Source organism: Mesorhizobium sp. M0174 (assembly GCF_040322275.1).
GTDB lineage: Bacteria > Pseudomonadota > Alphaproteobacteria > Rhizobiales > Rhizobiaceae > Mesorhizobium.
In genome coordinates, this window is record NZ_JAMYTB010000001.1 from 204149 (window position 1) to 225975 (window position 21827).

The following is a 21827-nucleotide window of genomic DNA, read 5'->3' on the forward strand; positions in this document are numbered from 1 at the left end:
GGCCTGTACGAATACCATATGCGAGCGATGCGGAAAGCCGCACCGTCGGCAAGAATTTCGCAAGACGTGCCGCAAGATTGAAAGGGGAGCCACGCGCTTCCCGACGGAAACCAGCGCCCGAAGGGGACGGAACGGAGGACAGGACGATGACGGACATGACGCCATCTGCGACGAAGGCCGCGCAGACGAAAGCGGCAGCCGTCAAAAATCCGTCCCTGACCAATATTCGGCGAACCAACACCGGCTATGCCGCGCGCGGCCTCTACGATCCGCGCAACGAGCATGATGCCTGCGGCGTCGGCTTCATCGTCAACATGAAGGGCGTGAAGTCGCACCAGATCGTCGAGGACGGCCTTGCCGTGCTCGAAAACCTGACGCATCGCGGCGCGGTCGGCGCCGATCCGCTGATGGGCGACGGCGCCGGCGTGCTGGTGCAACTGCCGGACCGCTTCTTCCGCGAGGAGATGGCCAAGCAAGGGGTCGAACTGCCGAAGCCCGGCCACTATGCCGTCGGCCAGGTGTTCATGCCGCGCGACCCGGAGCTGCAGGCGCATATCGAAGGCATCATCGCCGAGGTGGCGCAACTCGAGGGCCAGCCGCTGCTCGGCTTTCGCGACGTGCCGGTCGACAATTCGTCGCTGTCCAAGGCGCCCGACATCGCCGCTTCCGAGCCGGTGCACCGGCAGGTGTTCCTGGGCCGCGGCGCCGAGATCGAGAACGACGACGATTACGAGCGGCGGCTCTACATCCTGCGCAAGGTCATTTCCGGACGTATCCACGAGGAGACCAAAGGCGTCGACAACGGCTTCTATGTCGTCTCGATGTCGTCGCGGACCATCGTCTACAAGGGCATGTTCCTGGCCTATCAGGTCGGAGCCTACTACAAGGACCTCACCGACCCGCGTTTCGAGACGGCGCTGATCCTGGTCCACCAGCGCTTCTCGACCAACACGTTCCCGTCGTGGAAGCTGGCGCATCCCTACCGAATGGTCGCCCACAATGGCGAGATCAACACGCTGCGCGGCAACGTCAACTGGATGGCGGCGCGCCAAGCTTCGGTCGATTCCGAACTGTTCGGCAACGACATCTCGAAACTGTGGCCGATCTCCTACGAAGGGCAGTCGGACACCGCCTGCTTCGACAATGCGCTCGAATTCCTGACGCAGGGCGGCTATTCGCTCGCCCACGCCATGATGATGCTGATCCCGGAAGCCTGGGCCGGCAACAAGCTGATGGGTCAGGACCGCAAGGCCTTCTACGAATATCACGCAGCCCTGATGGAGCCGTGGGACGGGCCGGCGGCGGTTGCCTTCACCGACGGCCGCCAGATCGGTGCCACGCTCGACCGCAACGGGCTGCGGCCGGCGCGCTACATCGTCACCGACGACGACCGCGTCATCATGGCCTCGGAAGCCGGCGTGCTGCCGGTGCCGGAGGAAAGGATCGTCAAGAAGTGGCGGCTGCAGCCCGGCCGCATGCTGCTGATCGACCTGGACAAGGGCCGCATCGTTTCCGACGAGGAGATCAAGTCGGAGATCGCGACCAGGCACCCCTACAAGAGCTGGCTCGCCAACACCCAGCTCATCCTCGAAGATTTGAAGCCGGTCGAGCCGCGCGCCCTGCGCAGGGACGTCAGCCTGCTCGACCGCCAGCAGGCGTTCGGCTACACCCAGGAAGATACCAAGCTGCTGATGTCGCCGATGGCGACCACCGGCCAAGAAGCAGTCGGCTCGATGGGCACCGACACGCCGATTTCGGCGATGTCGGACAGATCGAAGCTGCTCTATACCTATTTCAAGCAGAATTTCGCCCAGGTCACCAACCCGCCGATCGATCCGATCCGCGAGGAACTGGTGATGAGCCTGGTGTCCTTTATCGGGCCGCGGCCCAACATCTTCGACCTGGTCGGCAATTCGCGCCGCAAGCGGCTCGAAGTGCGCCAGCCAATCCTGACCAATGGCGATCTCGAAAAGATCCGCTCCATCGGTCACACCGAGGACCGTTTCGACACCAAGACGATCGACATCACCTATGCTTCGAATGAAGGCGCGGCCGGCATGCAGGGCGCTATAGACCGGCTATGCGAGCGCGCCGAGGCGGCGGTCGCCGGCGGCTACAACATCATCATACTGTCGGACCGTCAGCTCGGCCCGGACCGCATCGCCATTCCGGCGCTGCTGGCAACGGCGGCCGTGCATCATCATTTGATCCGCAAGGGATTGCGCACCTCGGTCGGGCTCGTCGTGGAATCCGGCGAGCCGCGCGAGGTGCATCATTTCTGCTGTCTCGCCGGCTACGGCGCCGAGGCGATCAATCCCTATCTCGCTTTCGACACGCTGCTCGACATGCACAAGCGTGGCGAATTGCCGGCGGAGGTCGATGCCTACGAGGTCGTCTCCCGCTACATCAAGTCGATCGGCAAGGGCATCCTGAAGGTGATGTCCAAGATGGGCATCTCGACCTATCAGTCCTATTGCGGCGCGCAGATCTTCGATGCCATCGGGCTGAAGTCGGAGTTCGTGCACAAGTACTTCACCGGTACGGCGACGCTGATCGAAGGCGTCGGGCTGGACGAGATCGCCGCCGAAACGGTCAGCCGCCACACCGACGGCTTCGGCAACGACCCGGTGCTGCGCAACAGCCTCGAGGTCGGCGGCGAATACATGTTCCGCATGCGCGGCGAGGCCCATATCTGGTCGCCCGATGCAGTGGCGACCTTGCAGCACGCTGTGCGCCAGGGCTCGTGGGAGACGTTCAAGGACTATTCCGCCCAGATCGACAGCGAGACGGCGCAGGCGCAGACCATTCGCGGCATGTTCAAGATCAAGCTTGCGCAAGAGACCGGGCGCAAGAAGGTCGAACTCGACGAGGTGATGCCCGCGGCCGATATCGTCAAGCGCTTCTCGACCGGGGCGATGTCCTTCGGCTCGATCTCCAGGGAAGCGCATACGACGCTGGCGCGCGCCATGAACGCCATCGGCGGCAAGTCGAATACCGGCGAGGGCGGCGAAGAGGCCGACCGCTATCTGCCACTGCCGGGCGGCGGCAAGAACCCCGAACGCTCGGCGATCAAGCAGGTCGCTTCGGGACGCTTTGGCGTCACTGCCGAATATCTGGTCAATTCCGACATGATGCAGATCAAGGTCGCGCAAGGGGCAAAGCCCGGCGAGGGCGGCCAGCTGCCGGGCCACAAGGTCGACGCAACCATAGCCAAGGTCAGGCATTCGACGCCGGGCGTCGGCCTGATCTCGCCGCCGCCGCATCATGACATCTATTCGATCGAGGATCTGGCGCAGCTCATCTACGACCTGAAGAACGTCAATCCGGCGGCCGACGTATCGGTCAAGCTGGTCTCGGAAGTCGGCGTCGGCACGGTTGCGGCCGGCGTCGCCAAGGCGCGTGCCGACCACATCACCATATCAGGCTATGACGGCGGCACCGGCGCTTCGCCGCTGACCTCGCTCAAGCATGCCGGCAGCCCGTGGGAGATGGGCCTTGCCGAGACGCACCAGACGCTGGTGCTCAACGGCCTCAGGTCGCGCGTCGCGCTGCAGGTCGATGGCGGCCTGCGCACAGGGCGTGACGTCATCATCGGCGCGCTGCTCGGCGCCGACGAGTTCGGCTTCTCGACCGCGCCACTGATCGCGGCCGGCTGCATCATGATGCGCAAGTGCCATCTCAACACCTGCCCGGTCGGCGTCGCAACGCAGGATCCGGTGCTGCGCAAGCGCTTCAAGGGCACGCCCGAGCACGTCATCAACTTCTTCTTCTATGTGGCGGAAGAGGTGCGGGCGCTGCTTGCCGAGATGGGCTACACCCATCTCGACCAGATCATCGGCGACACCGACCTTCTGGAAAAGCGCGAGCTGATCCAGCACTGGAAGGCGCGCGGACTCGACTTCAGCAAGATGTTCTACAAGCCCGATGCGCCACACGCGGCGGTGCACTGGACCGAGCGGCAGAAGCATCCGATCGACGACGTGCTCGACCGTAAGCTGATAGAACTGGCAAAGCCGGCGCTCGAAGCCAGGCAGCCGGTCAGCGTCGAACTGCCGATCCGCAACGTCGACCGTTCGACGGGCGCCATGCTGTCGGGTGAAGTGGCAAAGCGCTTCAAGCACAAGGGCCTGCGCGAGGACACGATCTCGGTGAAGCTCACCGGCACGGCCGGCCAATCCTTTGGCGCCTTTCTGGCGCGCGGGATTTCGTTCGAACTGGTGGGCGCTGCCAATGACTATGTCGGCAAGGGTCTGTCGGGCGGCCGCATCGTCATCCGCCCGCCGGAGAACACGAAAATCGTTGCTGCCGAGTCCATTATTGTCGGCAATACCGTGCTCTACGGCGCAACCGAGGGCGAGGCCTATTTCTGCGGCGTTGCCGGCGAGCGTTTTGCTGTGCGCAATTCGGGTGTCGCCGCGGTCGTTGAAGGGGTCGGCGACCATGGTTGCGAATACATGACTGGCGGTATCGTCGTCGTCATCGGCCAGACCGGCCGCAACTTCGCCGCCGGCATGTCGGGCGGCGTCGCCTATGTGCTCGACGAGGCGGGCGATTTCGCCGAACGCTGCAACATGGCGATGGTCGAGCTGGAGCCGGTTCCGGAAGAGGACGACCTTATGGAAAAGCTGCTCCACCATGGCGGCGATCTCGACCATAAGGGCCGTGTCGACGTATCGGGCGATATGACCAGCCACGACGAGGAGCGGCTCTATCAGCTGATCTCCAACCACGTCCACTACACGGGCTCGGTACGAGGTCGCGAAATCCTCGACGATTGGGCGACTTTCCGGCCGAAATTCCGGAAGATCATGCCGGTCGAATACCGCCGCGCGCTGATCGAGATGGAGCGGATGCGCATGAACGTGGCGGCGGAATAGATTTGGAAATTGCCGGGAGGCCATGCGTCCTGGCAACCATCTTCATCAACAATCCTGACCTCGGACTGAAGGTTGCCACGGCTGCCTTATGAGGTTAACGGGTGCGTCGCCAGGCGTGCCTTCCGGACAGCAGGGACTGGACTATGGGCAAGGTAACAGGGTTTCTCGAGATCGACCGGCAGGTGCACAAGTACCAGCCGGCTTCCGACCGCATCCGGCATTTCCGTGAGTTCACGCTGCCGATGTCGGACAAGGAGGTCGAGAAACAGGCCGCGCGCTGCATGGATTGCGGCATTCCGTATTGCCATGGACCGACCGGCTGCCCGATCCACAACCAGATCCCGGACTGGAACGACCTCGTCTACAATGGCGACTGGGAAAACGCGATCCGCAACCTGCATTCGACCAACAATTTTCCGGAATTTACCGGCCGCATCTGCCCCGCACCTTGCGAGGAAGCCTGCACGCTGAACCTCGAGGATATTCCGGTCGCCATAAAGACGATCGAGCAGGCGATTGCCGACAAAGCCTATGAAACCGGCCATATTCGGCCCTATCCGCCGGAACGGAAGACCGGCAAGCGCGTCGCGATCATCGGCTCGGGGCCGGCGGGAATGGCGGCTGCCCAGCAACTCGGCCGCGCCGGCCATGACGTTCACGTCTATGAGCGCGAGAGCCGGCCGGGCGGGCTGATGCGCTACGGTATCCCCGACTTCAAGATCGAGAAGCATTATATCGACCGGCGCATCGAGCAGATGCAGGGCGAAGGTGTCAGCTTCCATTGTGGCGTCAATGTCGGCGTCGACAAGCCGGTCGCCGAACTGCTCGCCGAATATGACGCGGTCCTCTATTGCGGCGGTTCCGAAACACCGCGTCCGGCCAACATCCCTGGCGACGATCTCGACGGCGTGCACGACGCGATGCCGTATCTGGTTCAGCAGAACAAGCGTATCGGCGGCGAGCCGATCCAGTCGGTGGCATGGCCGTCGCGCCCGATCGTCGCCGGCGGCCAGCACGTCGTCGTCGTCGGCGGCGGCGACACCGCCTCCGACTGCGTTGGTACCGCCTTCCGCCAGGGCGCGGTGCGCGTCACCCAGCTCGACATCCGGCCGCAGCCGCCGGAAAAGGAGGACAAGCTGTCGGTCTGGCCCTACTGGGCGACCAAGATGCGCACGTCATCCTCGCAGGCCGAAGGCGCCGAGCGCGAATTCCAGGTGGCGACGCTTGAATTCATTGGCGAAGACGGCCAGCTGACCGGGGTAAAATGCTGCGAAGTCGACGAAAAGCGCAAGCCGATCGCGGGCACGGAATTCGTCATCCGCGCCGATCTCGCGTTCATCGCCATCGGCTTTGCCGGGCCAGCCGCTCGCGGGCCGGTCTCGGAACTCGACGGGCAGATGAAGATCGTCACCGACAGCCGCCGCTCGAAGAATGTCGAGGCCAATGACCGGGACTACAGGACCAGCGTCGAAAAGCTCTATGCGGCGGGCGACGTGCGGCGCGGCCAGTCGCTGGTCGTCTGGGCGATCCGCGAGGGCCGCCAGGCGGCGCGTGCCATCGACGAGGCGCTGATGGGATCGAGCGTGCTGCCGCGCTGAGCCCGTTCCGAAACTCTACAGAAACAGGCGCCAGCTTTACTGCCGGATCGCCGTCGTCGTATCGGATGCGGCCGCCGTCGCAGGCTGTGTCTTGGGTGGCCAGGAGAAATCGTCGGCGCGGCCCGGTGAGGCGTCGGGCGCCTTGCCCTCGACGATCAGCCTTTCGCCCGGCGAATTCTTGTCAGCTTTTGCCGGCGGGGCGGCGCCGAGAAGTTCCGAACCGCCGTCCAGCGCCGGATCGCTGAGCAGCATCGGCACTGTGCGATCGACAGCTATCGGCGCGGCAGCAGGTGCCGGCGCCTCGACGGGAGCGCCGGCCGGGGCAGAAGCCGTCACCACGCTTCCCGGCGCGGCCAGCCCCAGGATCTTCATCAGCGGCTTTTCGGTATAGAAGGCGAGCTTGCGCTTGCCGGCCTTCGACATGTTGATGCCGTCGTCGGAGCGCAGGCGCACCGATTGGCCGTTGATGTCCGGTCCGCTGGTGATGAAGGCGCCGTTCTCGTCGACAAACCCGTCCCAGACGTCGACGAATTCGCCGCCGTGGCTTTCGGCGGACGAGCGGAAGATATCGTTGAAGGCCAGCATGTCAGAGGTCATTTTCGAGACCCGGAAGGCCGGCATGCCAACCCACAAATACGGCACCTTGGTTGCGGCGATGGCCTTGCCGAACGCATCGGTCCGGCGCTCGTATTCCTTGGTCCAGTTCTCGGATCGCGGCTGCTCGCGCACATCGCCGACGCGCATCTGCTGCCGGTCGTTGGATCCGAGCATGACGACGACGGCTGCCGGTTTTTCGGCAGCGATCAGGGACTTGATCTGTCCTGGCCAGTTGTAGACATCGTCACGCACGAAGCCGGACGATCCGTTGGCACGGACGACGATCCTGACGCCGGTGTTTTCGGCAAAGGCGGCGTCGAGCCCCTCAGCCAGCCCAGACGCCATGAAATCGCCGACCACCAGAACGACGCGTGCATCCGGCGCCTTCTCGGCCACTGGGCTTGTCGGCTCGGCCGGCGGCGGCCGGCGAACTGACCGGGGCTTTCTCAGCTTGGGCCTAGGCTTTGTTCTCTGGAATTCTCTCTGGAATTCGGGCGGCGGCTGCTCAAACCGCTCGCTTCTGCGCGGAAACAACAGGTCGCGCAGCGACCAGCCACGACTTTCCGGCTCCTGCGCCATGGCCGAGGTATGAAAGGCACTGGCGGCGCCGACTGCCAGAACAGCGATCGCCAGAACCAGAATCGGCACGCGACGAACGATTAACCGGATGCCCGCAGCCGAAACCAATCACCCTCTCCATCCCGTAACTGGCTCTAGTTCTGCCTGAGCCATTTGAGCACTTCCTTGCTCGGATACCCGTCCTGGGTCAAGCCGGCCTTTGCCTGGAAGGCCATGATGGCGGTTTTCGATCCGTCACCGATCTTGCCGTCGAACTTGCCGTCGTAAAAGCCGTGCTCGGAAAGTCGCTTCTGAAGCTCCTGCCTTTCCTCGAAGGAGAGCTTGGTAAACGGTCGCTTCCAGTCCTGCACAAGCCCGCCATAGCCGGCGATTTCGTCGGCAAGAAGGCCCACGGCGAGCGCATATTTGTCGGCATTGTTGTAACGCTTGATGACCGAGAAATTCGTGATCATCAGGAAAGCCGGCCCACCGCGGCCGCCGGGCAGCTTCAACGTCGCCTTGTCGGCACCGTTCTTGAACGGCTTGCCGTTGGCACGGGTGACGCCCAGCGCCTGCCATTGCGACAGCGACTTCGAGCCTCCGGGCAGCTTCTTGCCGTCCGGAAGGCTGACTTCATAGCCCCAGGTCTTGCCTGCCTGCCAGCCGTTCTTCCGCAGCAAATTGGCGGCTGTCGCCAGTGCGTCGGGAATCGAATTCCAGATGTCGCGCTTGCCGTTGCCGTCCATATCGACCGCATAGGACAGGTAGCTGGTAGGGATGAACTGGGTATGGCCCATCGCGCCGGCCCATGAGCCGCTGAGATGGCTTTCGTCGATGTCGCCGGTCTGCAGGATCTTCAGCGCCGCGATCAGCTGGGTGCGGGCAAATTTCGCTCGCTTGGGGTCCGCATAACCAAGCGTCGCCAGCGAGCGCACGACATTGCGCATGATATCATCGCGCTTGAGGGTTTCGCCGTAGTTCGATTCCATCGACCAGATGGCCAGCAGGATGTAGCGGTCGACGCCGTATCTTGCCTCGATCCTGTCCAGCCAAGGCTTCCATTTCCTTGCCATTTGCTGGCCGACGGCGACCGACTGGTCATGGACGCGGTTGTCGAAATAATCCCAGGCGGGTGCGGTGAATTCGGGCTGAGTACGAGCCTTTTCCAGCACCACCGGGTCAGCATCGTTGATGCCCTTGAATGCCTGGTCGTAGACGGAGCCGGAAACGCCGCTCGCCACGGCGGTAGCACGGAAGCTGGCGACCCATTGGCGGAAGCCGGCATCGGCAAAAGCCGGCCCGCTGGGCATGAGCAAAGCAAGCGAGAGGCTGGCGGCCGTCAGGACGCTGGTGAAGCGCCTTGCGGCGTTGCGAACGGACATCTTTTCCTCCTTCTTCATCTCAGGAAGACTATTCATCGCCGAACCCGGTTAGCATTTGGTTTACCATAGGTGCCGTGCGGGGTGAAAAGATGCGTCAATGCTTTATCAGCTGAGATTTATGACCCGCATCAGCTGAGATTTATGACCCGCCGTTCAGTAATCCTCGATTTCGGCATGAAAATGTCTCGAATCGGGATTGCCGAACAGGCATGCAAATGGATAATTGGCACATGAAGAGAGTTCGCAAGGCAGTGTTCCCGGTTGCCGGTCTCGGCACGCGCTTTCTCCCTGCTACCAAGGCCATTCCCAAGGAAATGCTGACGGTCGTCGACAGGCCGGTCATCCAGTATGTGGTCGATGAGGCGCGCGATGCCGGAATCGAGCATTTCATCTTCGTGACCGGCCGCAACAAGGCGGTCATCGAGGATCACTTCGATGTCCAGTTCGAGCTCTACGACACGCTTGCGCAGCGCGGCAAGGACGACCAGCTCGCCCGCCTGCAGCGGCTGCAGCCGGCGCCGGGGCAGACCAGCTTCACCCGCCAGCAGGTACCGCTCGGCCTTGGTCACGCCGTCTGGTGCGCGCGCGAGCTTGTCGGCGACGAGCCCTTTGCGCTGCTGTTACCCGACATGATCATGCAGTCGGAAAAAAGCTGCATGAAGGATATGGTCGAGCTTTACGCCGAGACCGGCAACAACATCGTCGCCGTGCAGGAATGCGATCCGGCCGAGGCGCACAAATACGGCATTGTCGGCCGCGGCGATGACGCACATCACGGTTTCCGCATCACCGGCATGGTGGAAAAGCCGAAGACCGGCACGGCGCCGTCGAACCTCTACATCAACGGACGCTACATCCTGCAGCCTGAGATATTCAAGATACTCGAAGGCCAGGAAAAAGGCGCCGGCAACGAGATCCAGCTCACTGATGCAATGCTGAAACTGCAGAAACAACAGCCCTTCTACGGCTATCATTATCGCGGGCGCACGTTCGACTGCGGCTCGCCCGAAGGCTTCGTCGAGGCCAACGTTGCCTTCGCGCTGTGGCGCAGCGACATGAATGGAAGCATGGCAGGTGTCATTCGCACACTTCTCGACGAACTCGCGCCGTCAGAGCGCCGCGGCCTAGCCTTATAGTGTCAGCACCGGTTGCCGCGCTGGTCGGCGAAAGCGCGCCGCGTTCGACGGGCCTCATGCGACGCACCTAGGTTCTTGTTTTTATGCAAGTCGTTATCGCAAAACCGCTGCACACTTTTGCGCGATATGCATTTAGCGCTGCAACTTCAAGCCAACGAAGATACTGTTGGCCGTGTAGTCGCGCCCAACCAGGTTGCTGGTCAGTTTTTCAGTCCTGGCGCGGGTGGTGAGCCCGGTGTAGCGGTTCAGCCACCACGTCAGCCCAGCCTCGGCGCTCAGCGTCAAATCATGATCGTCGGAGCCGGTATAGTCGCGCCATTCAAGGCCGAGCGCGGCATTTCCGGTCAGGTTGGCGCGGATCTGCCGCTCGCCCGTGAGGCTGCCGGAATAGAGCATGGAGCCGCTTTCGCCCGCATTCGTCGTGTTCTCGGCGGTCGTCTGTGCGGTGAGCCCGATCGTGGTGCCGCGTTCCGGCGACCATTTGAGATCGGCATTGACCGTCGCGCCCGAAATAGCCGGCAGGGCGTCGTCGTCGATAGCTTCGCGCAGCCAGCCGACCGAGAACTCGCCGGTAAGCTTCTCGCGGAGATCGAGCTCGACGCCGGCCCGTGCGCCAAGCCTGGTCGAGGAGCGCTGGAAGCCGTTTGGATCGACGCGCAAATCATAAGCGCGCCGGCCGATCTCGATTTCGGTGAACGGCGTGATGGCAGGCGAGATCTCGTAACCGGTGCGCAAAATGGCCGTGTAGAGCGTCGAGTCGCGGCCCTTCTGCGACAGTGATCCGCCCGACGAAAGCTTAGCGTCGCCAAAGATGTCGTGCTCGACCGCGCCGGTCAGCGCGAAGCGCATCTTGCCGGCATCCTTCTCGACGGCGAGACTGCCGTTCACTGTCTGGCGCACCGGCTGGCCAACGGCGCCGACGACTGCGTCCGGCGCCGAGGCCGATTCGGGCACGGCCTCATAGCCCAGCTTGGCGATGGCGCGCAGATCATTGTCGAGATCGATGTTGAGTGTGCCGTCGACGTGGCCTTGCGCCTCGTGAATGTCATAGCCGGACAAGGTTTCGCGGAAGATGCCATAGCCCTCAACCGTCGCCGAATTCTCCCGCCAATCGGAGACGGCGTTGAAGCGCAGCGTCGTTTCCGACAGCAGGGCCGGCTTGCCGAGGCTGCTCGAATCGGCGTTTGTCGAAGACGTCAGGCCTTGCTCGAGCGTCGGCCGGATCACGAACGAGCCGAGCTTGATGCCGGTGGCGGCGAACGGGTCGTCCTCGTTCTTTTTGTTCTGGCCTTCGATGGCTTCGGTGCGCTCGGCGCCGGGGTCGAGCCTGAGCCTTTCGGCGGAATCGATGGTCACCGCACGGCGGTTGGCCGTATCCTGCTCGTCTATGGCGGCGGTATCGGTGTCCTTGGTCGTCGCTGCAGTCGCTGTTCTCTTGCTCGTATGGCTGTCCGCGGTCTCGGCTTCGACGTTGGCCGCATTGGCGGCGCGCGTTGCGCTTGGCCGCCGTCGCGGCGGCGGAGCGGGGTTGTCGGGAAATGGGTCGCCGCTGGCCGCCGGCGGATCGAAAGTGCCGCCGGTTGCGGCCGCTTCGCCCGTGCCGTCGTCAGGCAACGCCCCCTGGCTGGCCGGGCGATAGGTAGGCAGCGGCGTATTGTCGTTGGGGGTTGCAGCAGCCTGGGCGGCTTGGGTTCCAGCCATGCTCGTTTGCCTGATCTTGTACTGCTGGTCGTCCAGGATTGTCGATTCCGAAACCTCGCCGCGCAGCTCGGTTTCCTGGGCGCAAAGCAGTGTCGGGCGCGACAACGCAAAGACATTGGTTGCCAGCAGCAATGCGCAGACCGCCTTGCCCTTTCGTCCCATTTTGTTTTGAGGCTGAAACCCGGACATCGGCACCACTGCTTGCGCGGCGCACGCGCGCCATACTTACGAAACCGTAAATGGGGATGGTTAACGGAGCGTTGAGGGATGGCCCGTCAGGGTGTTCGGAGCGGCAATTCCGTTGGACAGGCGCGTGCCGAAGCGCTAATCGCATCGTCCATGGACGTGAAATCCCCAGACAGGAAGCGGCACGACGGGCAGGCCGCGATTGCCTCGGCGCTGAGAACGGTGGCGACAGAGCAGGCCGGCGTCGCGGCATTGGCCGACGCGCTCGAAAACGGGCTGGCCGAGCCGTTCGCACGGGCCGTCGACATGGTGTCGCAGATCGATGGCCGCGTCATCGTCACCGGGGTCGGCAAAAGCGGCCATATCGGCTCGAAGATTGCCGCAACGCTCGCCTCGACCGGCACGCCGGCCTTCTTCGTTCACCCTGCCGAAGCCAATCACGGCGACCTCGGCATGATCGCCAGGAACGACGCCATCATCGCCCTGTCGTGGTCGGGGGAAAGCCTCGAGCTCAAGGGCATCATCGCCTATTCGAGGCGCTTCTCGATCCCGCTGGTCGCGGTCACCGCGGGCGAAAAATCGGCGCTGGCGCGTGCGGCCGACGTGGTGCTTCTGCTGCCGCGAGCACCGGAAGCCTGCCCGCACGGCCTTGCGCCGACGACCTCGACGCTGCTGCAAATGGTGATGGGCGATGCGCTGGCCATCGCGCTGCTCGAGGCACGCGGCTTCACCCCGGACCATTTCCGCACGTTCCATCCCGGCGGCCAGCTCGGAGCCAACCTGACTCAGATCCGCGAGATCATGCATGTCGGTGACAGGCTGCCGCTGGTGTCGTCCGGCACCGGCATGCGCGAGGCAATCCTCGAATTGTCGCGCAAGGGGTTTGGCTGCGTGGCGGTGACTGCGGCGGACGGCAAGCTGATCGGCATCATCACCGATGGCGACATCAGGCGCCATATCGGCAGCGATCTCTTGGCCATGAGCGTCGATCAGGTGATGACCAGAGAGCCAAAAATGGCCGCGCCCGACACGCTGGTGGCGACGGCGCTGCAGACGATCAACGACTCGGCCATTACCAGCCTGATGGTGGTCGAAGGCAGGCGGCCGATCGGGCTCGTCCATCTGCACGACCTGCTGCGTATCGGTGCTGCCTAGTCTGGCGAGTTTTCTAGACCGCCTCGACCGTCAGTTCCAGATCGGTATCAGCGGCACCCGTCACGCGCACCTGCGTGCCGGCCGGGAGGTCGGGGCCGGAGACACGCCACAACGTGTCGCCCAGCTTGATGCGGCCGCGCCCATTCTTGATCGGCTCGGCAAGGGTCGCCGTCCGGCCGACCATCTGTGCGCCGCGGCGGTTGAGCAGAGGCTGGTCGGTCTCATCGTGGCGTCCGCCCACCAGCCGCTTGCCGACATAAGCCGAGACCAGCGACAGCACGAGGAAGGCGACGACCTGGACCTGCCAGGTCCAGAAACCGGCGTCCCAGATGAGCAGCGAGACGACGCCGATCAACAGCGCGGCAATGCCGATCCACAGCATGAAAATGCCGGGCGCGATGACCTCCATCACCAGCAGGATGAGGCCGAGGACCATCCAGCTCCACGGGCCGAGTTCGGAAACAATGCGGTCGAACATGGCCTCAGGTCTCGCTGGGACGAACCACGGGCGGGCGGGCCTGTCGTGCTGGACCGGCGGTGCCTTCGCCCTTGAAAACTTCCCTGGCGATTTCGCCAATGCCGCCAAGCGTGCCGATCAGTGAGGAAGCCTCTATCGGCATCAGCACGAGTTTACTGTTTGTCGCGGAGCCGATCCTGGTCAGCGCTTCCGTGTATTTCAGCGCGACGAAGTAGTTGAGCGCCTGCACGTCACCCTTGGAAATCGCCTCCGACACCACCTGCGTGGCGCGTGCTTCAGCCTCGGCCGATCGCTCGCGCGCCTCGGCGTCGCGGAAGGCGGCTTCCTTGCGCCCCTCGGCCTCCAGAATCTGCGACTGCTTGAGGCCCTCGGCGGCGAGGATCTGGGCGCGCTTATTGCGCTCGGCCATCATCTGGCGGCCCATCGATTCGACGAGATTGGCCGGCGGGTTGATGTCCTTGATCTCGACACGGGTGATCTTGATGCCCCAGGGATGCGCGGCCTCGTCGACGACGCGCAGCAGGCGCTCGTTGATGGCGTCCCGGTTCGACAACAGCTCGTCGAGGTCCATCGAGCCCATGACGGTGCGGATGTTGGTCATCGTCAAATTGAGGATAGCGTTCTGCAGGCCGGCGACCTGGTAGGCGGCCTGCGCCGCGTTGAGCACCTGATAAAAGGCGACGCCGTCGACGGCAACGGTGGCGTTGTCGCGCGTGATGATCTCCTGCGTCGGGACGTCGAGCACCTGCTCCATCATGTTCATCTTGGCGCCGATACGATCGACGAAGGGCACGATGAGGTTGAGGCCCGGGCTCAATGTCTTGGTGTAACGGCCGAAGCGTTCGACGGTATAATTATAGCCTTGCGGAATTGTCCGGATGCCTTTGAAAAGCACCAGCACGACAAGGGCGACAAGAACAAGAAGCGCGATATCGAAACCACTGAAACCCATTTGGCTCTCCCCTCAAAGGCCGGCCATGCCGGACAGTTCCACGCGGCCGGCTTGATCAAACACTTAAGTGTGTTTCAGCAACGTTACAATCAGGTGATTATGGATTGCCGGTGAATAGACGGGTGATCTGTTCAGGCCCAGCCGGACAGCTCGCGCCGTACCATTGCCTCGATCACCGCCATGCCCTCGGCACTGTCGTTGAGGCAAGGGATGTGTGTGAACTTTTCACCGCCGGCATGGTGGAAGGTCTCGGCCGCTTCCCTGCCGATCTCGTCCAGCGTCTCGATGCAGTCGACGGAAAAGCCCGGGTTGACGATGGCGATCGATTTCACGCCTTCGCGCCCTAGTCTTTCGACCGTCTTGTCGGTGTAGGGCTGCAGCCATTCCTGCGCGCCGAAGCGCGACTGAAAGGTGGTGATCAGCTTGTTTTCATCCCAGCCGAGCTTTTCGCGCAGCAGCCGCGTCGTCTCGAGGCAATGGGCTTGGTAGGGATCGCCCTTGTCGGAATAGGGTTTCGGAATGCCGTGATAGGAAGCGATGACAATTTCCGGTTCGAAGTCGAGGTTCGCCAGATGCTTTTCGATCGAACGGGCGAGCGCCTCGATATAGGCCGGCTCGTTGTAATAGGGCGGCACGCAGCGAATGGCTGGAGCGCGGCGCATCTTCATCAGCGCGCGAAACAACTGGTCGTTGGCAGTCGCAGTCGTCGTCGCCGAATATTGCGGATAGAGCGGGAAAGACAGGATGCGGTCGCAGCCTTGCTCGACCAGTCTCTCGGCCACGCTCGCGGTCGAAGGGTTGCCGTAGCGCATCGCCCAGTCGACAACGACATTGGGGAGGTCGCCGAGCGCGAGCCCGAGCTTCTCGGCCTGGGCGCGGGTGTAGGTGCGCAGCGGCGACTCGTTGCGCTCCCGGTTCCATATCCTGGCATAGTTGGCGCCCGACTTCCTCGGCCGGGTGGTGAGGACCAGGCCGTAGAGGATCGGATACCAGATCGCCTTGTTTAGCTCGATGACGCGTGGATCGGACAGGAACTCCCGGAGGTAGCGCCACATCGGCTTGAAGCCGGTGCCGTCGGGGGTGCCGAGATTGATCAGCATGACACCGACCTTGCCGGTCCTGACCGGAGGGCGCCCTGCCGACGGCGAGGCGGCGGTCTTCTCGGCTTTGATTTCAGCAGGGTTGGCAAGCGTCATGAGGTTCTCCAACACCGCGAACCAACGGTGCCGCGGCGAAATTAGCGATGCCGCGCCGGTTTTCAAATGCTGCGTCTGGCCGCACCTTATCCCAGAAATGCAACACCCGCCCGGTCTGCCGGGCGGGTGCATTGCGTTCCTGCGGCCGGATTACTTCGACGCCGCCGGGATCGTCAAAGTTGCGCCGACCGGCAGCCGGCGTGGCTCGTAGGCTTTGTTGGCATCGGAAATCATTTTCCATTTGGTGCCGTCGCCATAGGCCTTCACCGCGAGATCCCAGTAGGTATCACCGGCGACGATTACATGGCTGCCTTCGGCCGGTGCCGGCTCAGCCGGCTTGGCGGGCTCGGCAGGTTTTGCCGGCTCGGTTGGCGCCGGTTCACTTGGGGCCGGCTGACTCGGGGCCGGCGCTGTCTCGGCGGGCTCGGCCGGAGCAGGGGTCGCCGGAGCCGGTGTGACCGGAGCCGCAGGTGCCGCCGGCTGGGCCGGCTCGGCGGGTGCGGGTGCCGCCGGCGCGGTTTCCGCCGGGACGGCCGGCGGTGTCTTGGAAATGTCGCCTGAGCCGGCCGGCATTTCGGGCATTGCCGGTTCAGCAGGCTTTACCGGCGCAGCCTCAGCAGGTTTTGGCGGTTCGGCAGGCTTGGCCGGTTCCGCGGCCGGAGCCACGGTCGCGGCGATCTCGGTGATGCGGCCGTCGAGCTTGGGCGTATAGGGCCGGTGCGCGCCGAGGTAGTCGGCGACGACCTGTTCCAGCCCGGGGCCGTAATCATAGGCGTTCTTGGCCTTCTCGGCGAACACCTTATAGCCGTCGCCGCCCTGGCGGACATAGTTGTTGGTGGCGACAAGGTAATCCTTGTCCGGCTTGATCGGCGTCCAGACGCCGCCTTCCATGACCTCGACCGATTTGACGCGTCCGTTAGGCGGTGCCGATCTGTCGAACGCATATTTCAGGCCGGCAACCTGCGGGAAGCGCCCGGCGCCGTCCTCGACCTGGCTGAGGCCGCTTTCGAGGCCGGCAACCAGATCCTTGCCGGAGATATGGAAGGTCGCCAGCGTGTTCTGAAACGGCAGAACGGTGAGAATCTCACCCATAGTGACGGTGCCCTGGTCGATCGAGGCGCGCAAGCCGCCGCCATTCGAGATGACGATCTCGACACCCTGGCCCCTGACCCGGTCGAGGACGGCGTCGGAGACCAGATTGCCCATCTCGCATTCGCGGGCGCGGCAGTTTTCCCGACTGCCGTCGATCGCCTTGGTGGTCTCGGCGACTTCCTTGTTCTTCAAAGCCTCGATCGGCGCGCCGAGTTCCTTGATGCGGGCAAGCACGGCGGGGTCGGGCGTGATCGATTTGTCGAGATGGATGGGATCGCCGCTCGCCTCTTTGACAACGCCGTTGTCGTCGAACACGACCTTGAGCTCGCCGAGATATTTCGAATAGGACGCCGCCTGGACGACCGGCACTTTGTAGCCGTCCGGATTGTCGACCATCGTCGGATAAGGGCCTTCCGCCTTGGGGTCGGTGTTGGAGAGCAGCGAATGGCTGTGGCCGCCGACCACCACGTCGACGCCCGGGATCTTGGCGATCACGTCGCGCTCGCGCTTGTAGCCGATGTGGGTGACCGCGATGATTTTGTTGACGCCCTCTCCCTTCAGTTTCTCGACCTCGGCGGTGATCGACTTGACGTCGTCTTCGATGGCGATGTTCGGGCCAGGCGAGGCAAGCTCCGGCGTGTCGTTGGTGACCGCACCGACGATGCCGATCTTCTGGCCGCCGACCTCGACCACGATCGATGGCTTGACGCGGTCGCCGAGCTTGGATTGCGCATTGGCCTTCACGTTGGCGCCGAGCACCGGAAACTGGATCATGTCGAGAAACGGCGCCAGCGCCGACTCGCCATCGTCGAACTCATGGTTGCCGAGAGCCTCGGCATCGAACTTCATCTGGTTGAGGAATTCGCCTTCTGTCTTGCCCTTGTAGGTCGTGTAGAAGAGTGAGCCCTGGAAATTGTCGCCGGCGCTGAGCAGCAGCACGTTCTGGCCTTCCAGCTTCTTGCGCTCCTGCGCGATCGCTGTGACGAGGCGGGCGGCGCCGCCGACGCATTCACCCTTGGTCTCCTCCTCGGCCGAGCAGGTCGATTCGTACTTGTTGTTGCTCTCGATGCGGCTGTGCCAGTCGTTGATGTGCAGGATGTTCAGCGTGTAGTCGGCAAAGGATGCCCCTGCCGACAGGCCAAGCGCCGATGCCGACAGCGCGGCGATGGCAGCGATCTTCTTCATTCTCGTCTCCCGGATGACTCGAGTACAGCGCCGCGCGTCATTTGGGACGCGCAAAGGACGCTGTACCATTTTTATTTTGCGCATGATCCTTTCCGAAAATCGACTCCGATTTTCGGGGTCATGCGCAGACGCGTTTAACGCTCTTGTTTGACTTGGATGTAACAGCCCTCTCGGGCCATGTTCACATCGCGTTTCAGTCGATGCAAGCGGAAATCGGCATCAGCTTTGCCGGCGCAAGAAAACGGCGGCTTGAAGCCGCCGCCTTGTGCAAAGTCAATTCGGAATCGAACTTCAGGTGCGCCTGGTCAGCACAAAGTTCTGTCCGCTCGCGCTGGTGCAATTGAGCTGGCTGGTGGAGACCATCAAGCAGTTGAAGCTGATCGGCGTCTGGCGGATCAGCGAAGTGCCATGGATCTCGACCGAGGTGCCGCCGGTCATGGTGTAGCTGCCATCGGCAAGCTTCTGGCCGGTGTCGGTGGCGACGGTCGCGAAGCTGCCGCCCTTGAAGGTGGATAATCCGGTGCCCTGCGCGTCGATCCAGGAGCCTTCGACCCCTTTGGCGGTGATCACCGGTGGCTCGCCCGGGCCGGTGGTGGTGCAGGCCGCCAACGTGACGGCAGCGGCCGCGGCAATGCCAGCCGAAAGCAGTCTTTGCGCAATCGTCATCATCAAGATCCTCTCCTCTCGCATCGGCTCGAAAATCGATCCGATTTTCGGAAAGCACGATGCGCACATTCAAAGTGCTAGAGCGTACTTTGTGCGTCCAAATGGACGCACGTCGCTCTAGGCCGCCCCTCTTCAATCGCCCGATTTCCGGGCGATTGCAAGCTGGCGGAGTGTCGAGGCAACGCTGCTATCGAACGAGGATGTTGCGGAATTGCCACGGGTCTTTGGTGTCGAGGTCCTCGGGAAACAGACCAGGCCGATTGTCGAGCGGTGTCCAGTCCGTATAATAGCTCCTGACCGGCCCCAGATAGGCGTTCTGCACGTCGAGGCAGCGCTTGTAATCCATCTCATCGGCTTCGACGATGCCGGCCTCCGGATTTTCCAGCGCCCAGACCATGCCCGCCAGCACCGCCGACGTGACCTGCATGCCGGTGGCGTTCTGATAGGGCGCCAGCTTGCGCGCCTCGGCCAGCGACAGCTGCGAGCCGTACCAGTAGGCGTTCTTGGCGTGGCCGTAGAGCAGCACGCCGAGTTCGTCGATGCCATCGACCAATTCGTTTTCGTCGAGCACGTGATGCACGGGCTGAGCCTTGCCGGCGGCACCGAACATCTCGTGCAGCGACAGCACGGCGTCGTTGCAGGGATGATAGGCGTAATGGCAGGTCGGCCGGTACTGCACCTTGCCCTTCTTGCCATGCAAGGTGAAGAAATCGGCAATCGAAATCGCCTCATTATGCGTCACCAGGAAGCCGTATTGCGGACCGGCCGTCGGGCACCATGTGCGCACGCGCGTGTTGGCGCCGGGCTGCTCCAGAAAGATAGCGGCCTTCGAGCCGTTCTTGTGCTTTTTGGCGTTCTTCGGCATCCACGCCTCGTGCGTGCCCCAACCGAGCTCGGCCGGCTGCAGGCCTTCCGAAATGAAGCCTTCGACCGACCAGGTGTTCCAGAACACGTTCATCGGCTTGGGTTTCTTGGTGCGCTGGGTGTCGCGCTCGGCGATATGGATGCCCTTGACGCCGGCCTTCTTCATCAGCTTGGCCCAGCCTTTGCGATCGTGCTGCGCGGGTTCCGCGAAGTCGAGGCCAAGATCTGTGGCGAGGTTGACCAGTGCCTGCTTGACGAACCACGAGACCATGCCGGGATTGGCGCCGCAGCATGAGATCGCCGTAGTGCCGCCCGGATTCTTTGCGATTTCGGTACGCACCGTTTCGCGCAACGCATAATTGGTGCGTGAGGCGTTGTCGGCCTTTTCGTCGAAATAAAAGCCGAGCCAGGGCTCGACCACCGTGTCGATATAGAGGACGCCAAGCTTGCGGCAGAGCTTCATCAATTCGAGCGAGGAAGTGTCGACCGACAGGTTGACACAGAAGCCCTGGCCGCCGCCATTGGTCAAAAGCGGCGTCAGCAGCTTCTTGTAGTTCTTCTTGGTCACTGCATCCTGCATGAAGGTGATGCCGCGCTCGTCGAGCAATTTGCGGTCGGCGTCGTCCGGGTCGATGACCGTCATGCGCGACTTGTCGAATTTGAAATGGCGCTCGATCAGCGGCAGCGTTCCCCGTCCGATCGAGCCGAAGCCGATCATCACGACAGGGCCGGTGATCTCACCGTAAACGGGCCAGTTTTCATTCGCCATTTATCGATTACTCCCTCAAAAAACGCTTCGGAACAGCGGCTTGGCCGCGGCGCGACAAACCATAGATCATTGTCACAATAAAGCGAAAAGCGGACGGCCGGCCTCACGCCGCGCCATCCCGGCTACGGCTCGACCAGTCTTGCGAATTCAGGCTTGAAGAGGGCATGTGCCTCGGAGACCGGCAGTTCCAGCAGATCGTCGGCGCAGGCCTGGATGGCATGCGGTAGGGTCTGGAGCCCGAACACCAGAACCTGCTTGTCGCCCTCACGCCAGAGGCTGACCGCCAAATATTCGCCGATGAGATCGTCCATACCGCATTCGGCTTCGTGATCAATATCGGTCTGATCGGTCGGTTTCTTGCGCCGCTGCTTGACCAAGGAGACGAGGGAAGGACCGGGCTTGCCATCCACCGTATCCGAGAAAATGTCCTGAAGGCCAAGCAGGACGCCGCGCCGCACATCCATGATGTAGGCGTCCGAATAGTTGGTCGGATGCGCTCCGCCGCAGAAGATGCCGCCGGACTCCCGCCAGCTCATCAGCAGCGGCGTCAGCGAGCTCACTTCGAATGTGCTGTCCGCATAGCCTCCGAGCGTGCCGTCGTTCACGCCGTCAATCGGCCCGCCTTCGTTGAAACCGGCATATTGCGCCGCCACGCAGCCCAGTGCGCCGATGTTTGCGCGCCAGTGCCTGTCTTGCAGCAGAGCATTCGCGGCCTCGATCGGAACGTTGCCGGACAGTTCGACAATGCGCGGCGTGGCGAATTTGGTGCGGGGGTCGACGATATAGCGGTAGGTCGCGTCCGGCCAGCCAGTCGTCTTGCCGTTATCAAGCTGAGTGTTCAGCCGCAGATAGTCATACGGGGACGTCTCCATGGTGATCGGCGTGTCATTGGCGAAGAACTTCATGAAGCTGAAATCGTAGAGATCGAGCGGGCTGCCGGGCTCGTTCCCGGTCACCTGCCGACTTGCGACCCGCTCCAATCTGAGCGGCAGCGCCCTCTTTCCGTTCCAACTGCCTTCAAGGGTCTTGCCGTTACTGGATGAGGCCAGGCGCCACACGGCGGCAATCGGCGCGGCCTTTCCGTCATCGCAATTGTCGGCGCCGCATGCCTCCTCCTCGGCCAGTTCGAACCTGCTGCCCTTTTGGGACCGGGCCTGCAGCGGGATGTCGACGCCCTTCGAGCGGTAGAAATAGCGGCCGGCCAGCGGGCTGCCGGGCGCCGCGGGGTCGTCGGTGAATTCGACGACGATATCGCTCTTTCCAAGCTTGCCGGCATAAGTCACCGGCTCTGCCTCGGCTGCTGTCGACAGTACCAGGATCGCGGCCATGAACGTGACCGGCCTGCTAAGATGCTGGATCATTGTTCCCCCAAGCCACAAGTTAGAGTTGTCGTCCGCCAGCAGTCACGGTCGGCTGTCAGGCCCTTGTAGTCAAG

14 protein-coding genes are annotated in these 21827 nt (G+C 62.9%); 4 read left to right on the plus strand and 10 right to left on the minus strand.

Translation table 11 applies throughout. The features are described from left to right. Positions 1–146: 146 nt before the first annotated feature. Together gltB and NKJ13_RS01060 are read left to right on the plus strand one after the other, a co-directional pair. On the plus strand, positions 147–4877 hold the full coding sequence (gene gltB, locus NKJ13_RS01055; RefSeq protein ID WP_352776975.1) for a glutamate synthase large subunit: 4731 nt from the start codon (positions 147–149) through the stop codon (positions 4875–4877). Positions 4878–5020: 143 nt separating this feature from the next. Continuing rightward, positions 5021–6475: a glutamate synthase subunit beta gene (locus NKJ13_RS01060; RefSeq protein WP_254816922.1), complete on the plus strand. Its 1455-nt coding sequence runs from the start codon at positions 5021–5023 to the stop codon at positions 6473–6475. A 36-nt stretch (positions 6476–6511) separates the two neighbouring features. Here NKJ13_RS01060 and NKJ13_RS01065 read toward each other — a convergent pair whose 3' ends face one another. Both NKJ13_RS01065 and NKJ13_RS01070 read right to left on the minus strand, forming a co-directional pair. After that, complete coding sequence (locus NKJ13_RS01065; protein WP_352736998.1) at positions 6512–7759, minus strand: SGNH/GDSL hydrolase family protein; 1248 nt, start codon at positions 7757–7759, stop codon at positions 6512–6514. Positions 7760–7785: 26 nt separating this feature from the next. Then, positions 7786–9012: a lytic murein transglycosylase gene (locus tag NKJ13_RS01070; RefSeq protein WP_254816924.1), complete on the minus strand. Its 1227-nt coding sequence runs from the start codon at positions 9010–9012 to the stop codon at positions 7786–7788. A 230-nt stretch (positions 9013–9242) separates the two neighbouring features. Here NKJ13_RS01070 and galU point away from each other — a divergent pair, with 230 nt between their 5' ends. Further along, positions 9243–10148 carry a UTP--glucose-1-phosphate uridylyltransferase GalU gene (galU, locus tag NKJ13_RS01075; protein ID WP_352736997.1) on the plus strand — a complete coding sequence of 302 codons (906 nt, stop codon included), beginning with the start codon at positions 9243–9245 and terminating at the stop codon, positions 10146–10148. Positions 10149–10280: 132 nt separating this feature from the next. Here galU and NKJ13_RS01080 read toward each other — a convergent pair whose 3' ends face one another. Beyond that, entirely contained in the window at positions 10281–12038 is a 1758-nt protein-coding gene (locus tag NKJ13_RS01080; RefSeq protein WP_352736996.1) for an outer membrane beta-barrel protein, read from the minus strand. A 150-nt stretch (positions 12039–12188) separates the two neighbouring features. On the opposite strand from NKJ13_RS01080, the gene NKJ13_RS01085 reads away from it, so the two are divergent. Further along, positions 12189–13190, plus strand: a complete 1002-nt coding sequence (locus NKJ13_RS01085; RefSeq protein ID WP_254817072.1) for a KpsF/GutQ family sugar-phosphate isomerase — start codon at positions 12189–12191, stop codon at positions 13188–13190. 13 nt (positions 13191–13203) lie between these two features. On the opposite strand, the gene NKJ13_RS01090 is transcribed toward NKJ13_RS01085, so the two are convergent. The 7 genes from NKJ13_RS01090 to NKJ13_RS01120 form a co-directional block, all read right to left on the minus strand. Next, the gene (locus NKJ13_RS01090) at positions 13204–13668 is read right to left on the minus strand and encodes an NfeD family protein (protein ID WP_352506338.1); all 465 of its coding nucleotides are present in this window, start codon (positions 13666–13668) and stop codon (positions 13204–13206) included. 4 nt (positions 13669–13672) lie between these two features. After that, positions 13673–14620 (minus strand): SPFH domain-containing protein, encoded by a 948-nt coding sequence (locus tag NKJ13_RS01095; RefSeq protein WP_352688032.1) that lies wholly within the window; start codon positions 14618–14620, stop codon positions 13673–13675. A gap of 131 nt (positions 14621–14751) precedes the next feature. Then, the gene (gene hemH, locus NKJ13_RS01100; RefSeq protein WP_352736995.1) at positions 14752–15816 is read right to left on the minus strand and encodes a ferrochelatase; all 1065 of its coding nucleotides are present in this window, start codon (positions 15814–15816) and stop codon (positions 14752–14754) included. A 150-nt stretch (positions 15817–15966) separates the two neighbouring features. After that, a complete protein-coding gene (locus tag NKJ13_RS01105; protein ID WP_352736994.1) occupies positions 15967–18093 on the minus strand; it encodes a 5'-nucleotidase C-terminal domain-containing protein in 2127 nt (708 codons plus the stop codon). A gap of 291 nt (positions 18094–18384) precedes the next feature. After that, the gene (omp10, locus tag NKJ13_RS01110) at positions 18385–18759 is read right to left on the minus strand and encodes an outer membrane lipoprotein Omp10 (RefSeq protein WP_254817073.1); all 375 of its coding nucleotides are present in this window, start codon (positions 18757–18759) and stop codon (positions 18385–18387) included. Between the two features lie 187 nt (positions 18760–18946). Then, positions 18947–20392: a homospermidine synthase gene (locus tag NKJ13_RS01115; RefSeq protein ID WP_352736993.1), complete on the minus strand. Its 1446-nt coding sequence runs from the start codon at positions 20390–20392 to the stop codon at positions 18947–18949. A gap of 122 nt (positions 20393–20514) precedes the next feature. After that, positions 20515–21753 (minus strand): hypothetical protein, encoded by a 1239-nt coding sequence (locus tag NKJ13_RS01120; RefSeq protein ID WP_352736992.1) that lies wholly within the window; start codon positions 21751–21753, stop codon positions 20515–20517. Positions 21754–21827: the final 74 nt, after the last annotated feature.

Coding starts and splice junctions, on each gene's coding strand:
- hemH (WP_352736995.1), bottom strand. CDS start 15,816: ATGACGCTTGCCAACCCTGCTGAAATCAAAGCCGAGAAGACCGCCGCC.
- NKJ13_RS01080 (WP_352736996.1), bottom strand. CDS start 12,038: ATGTCCGGGTTTCAGCCTCAAAACAAAATGGGACGAAAGGGCAAGGCG.
- NKJ13_RS01120 (WP_352736992.1), bottom strand. CDS start 21,753: ATGATCCAGCATCTTAGCAGGCCGGTCACGTTCATGGCCGCGATCCTG.
- NKJ13_RS01070 (WP_254816924.1), bottom strand. CDS start 9,012: ATGTCCGTTCGCAACGCCGCAAGGCGCTTCACCAGCGTCCTGACGGCC.
- NKJ13_RS01060 (WP_254816922.1), top strand. CDS start 5,021: ATGGGCAAGGTAACAGGGTTTCTCGAGATCGACCGGCAGGTGCACAAG.
- gltB (WP_352776975.1), top strand. CDS start 147: ATGACGGACATGACGCCATCTGCGACGAAGGCCGCGCAGACGAAAGCG.
- NKJ13_RS01115 (WP_352736993.1), bottom strand. CDS start 20,392: ATGGCGAATGAAAACTGGCCCGTTTACGGTGAGATCACCGGCCCTGTC.
- NKJ13_RS01105 (WP_352736994.1), bottom strand. CDS start 18,093: ATGAAGAAGATCGCTGCCATCGCCGCGCTGTCGGCATCGGCGCTTGGC.
- galU (WP_352736997.1), top strand. CDS start 9,243: ATGAAGAGAGTTCGCAAGGCAGTGTTCCCGGTTGCCGGTCTCGGCACG.
- NKJ13_RS01095 (WP_352688032.1), bottom strand. CDS start 14,620: ATGGGTTTCAGTGGTTTCGATATCGCGCTTCTTGTTCTTGTCGCCCTT.
- NKJ13_RS01090 (WP_352506338.1), bottom strand. CDS start 13,668: ATGTTCGACCGCATTGTTTCCGAACTCGGCCCGTGGAGCTGGATGGTC.
- NKJ13_RS01085 (WP_254817072.1), top strand. CDS start 12,189: ATGGACGTGAAATCCCCAGACAGGAAGCGGCACGACGGGCAGGCCGCG.
- omp10 (WP_254817073.1), bottom strand. CDS start 18,759: ATGACGATTGCGCAAAGACTGCTTTCGGCTGGCATTGCCGCGGCCGCT.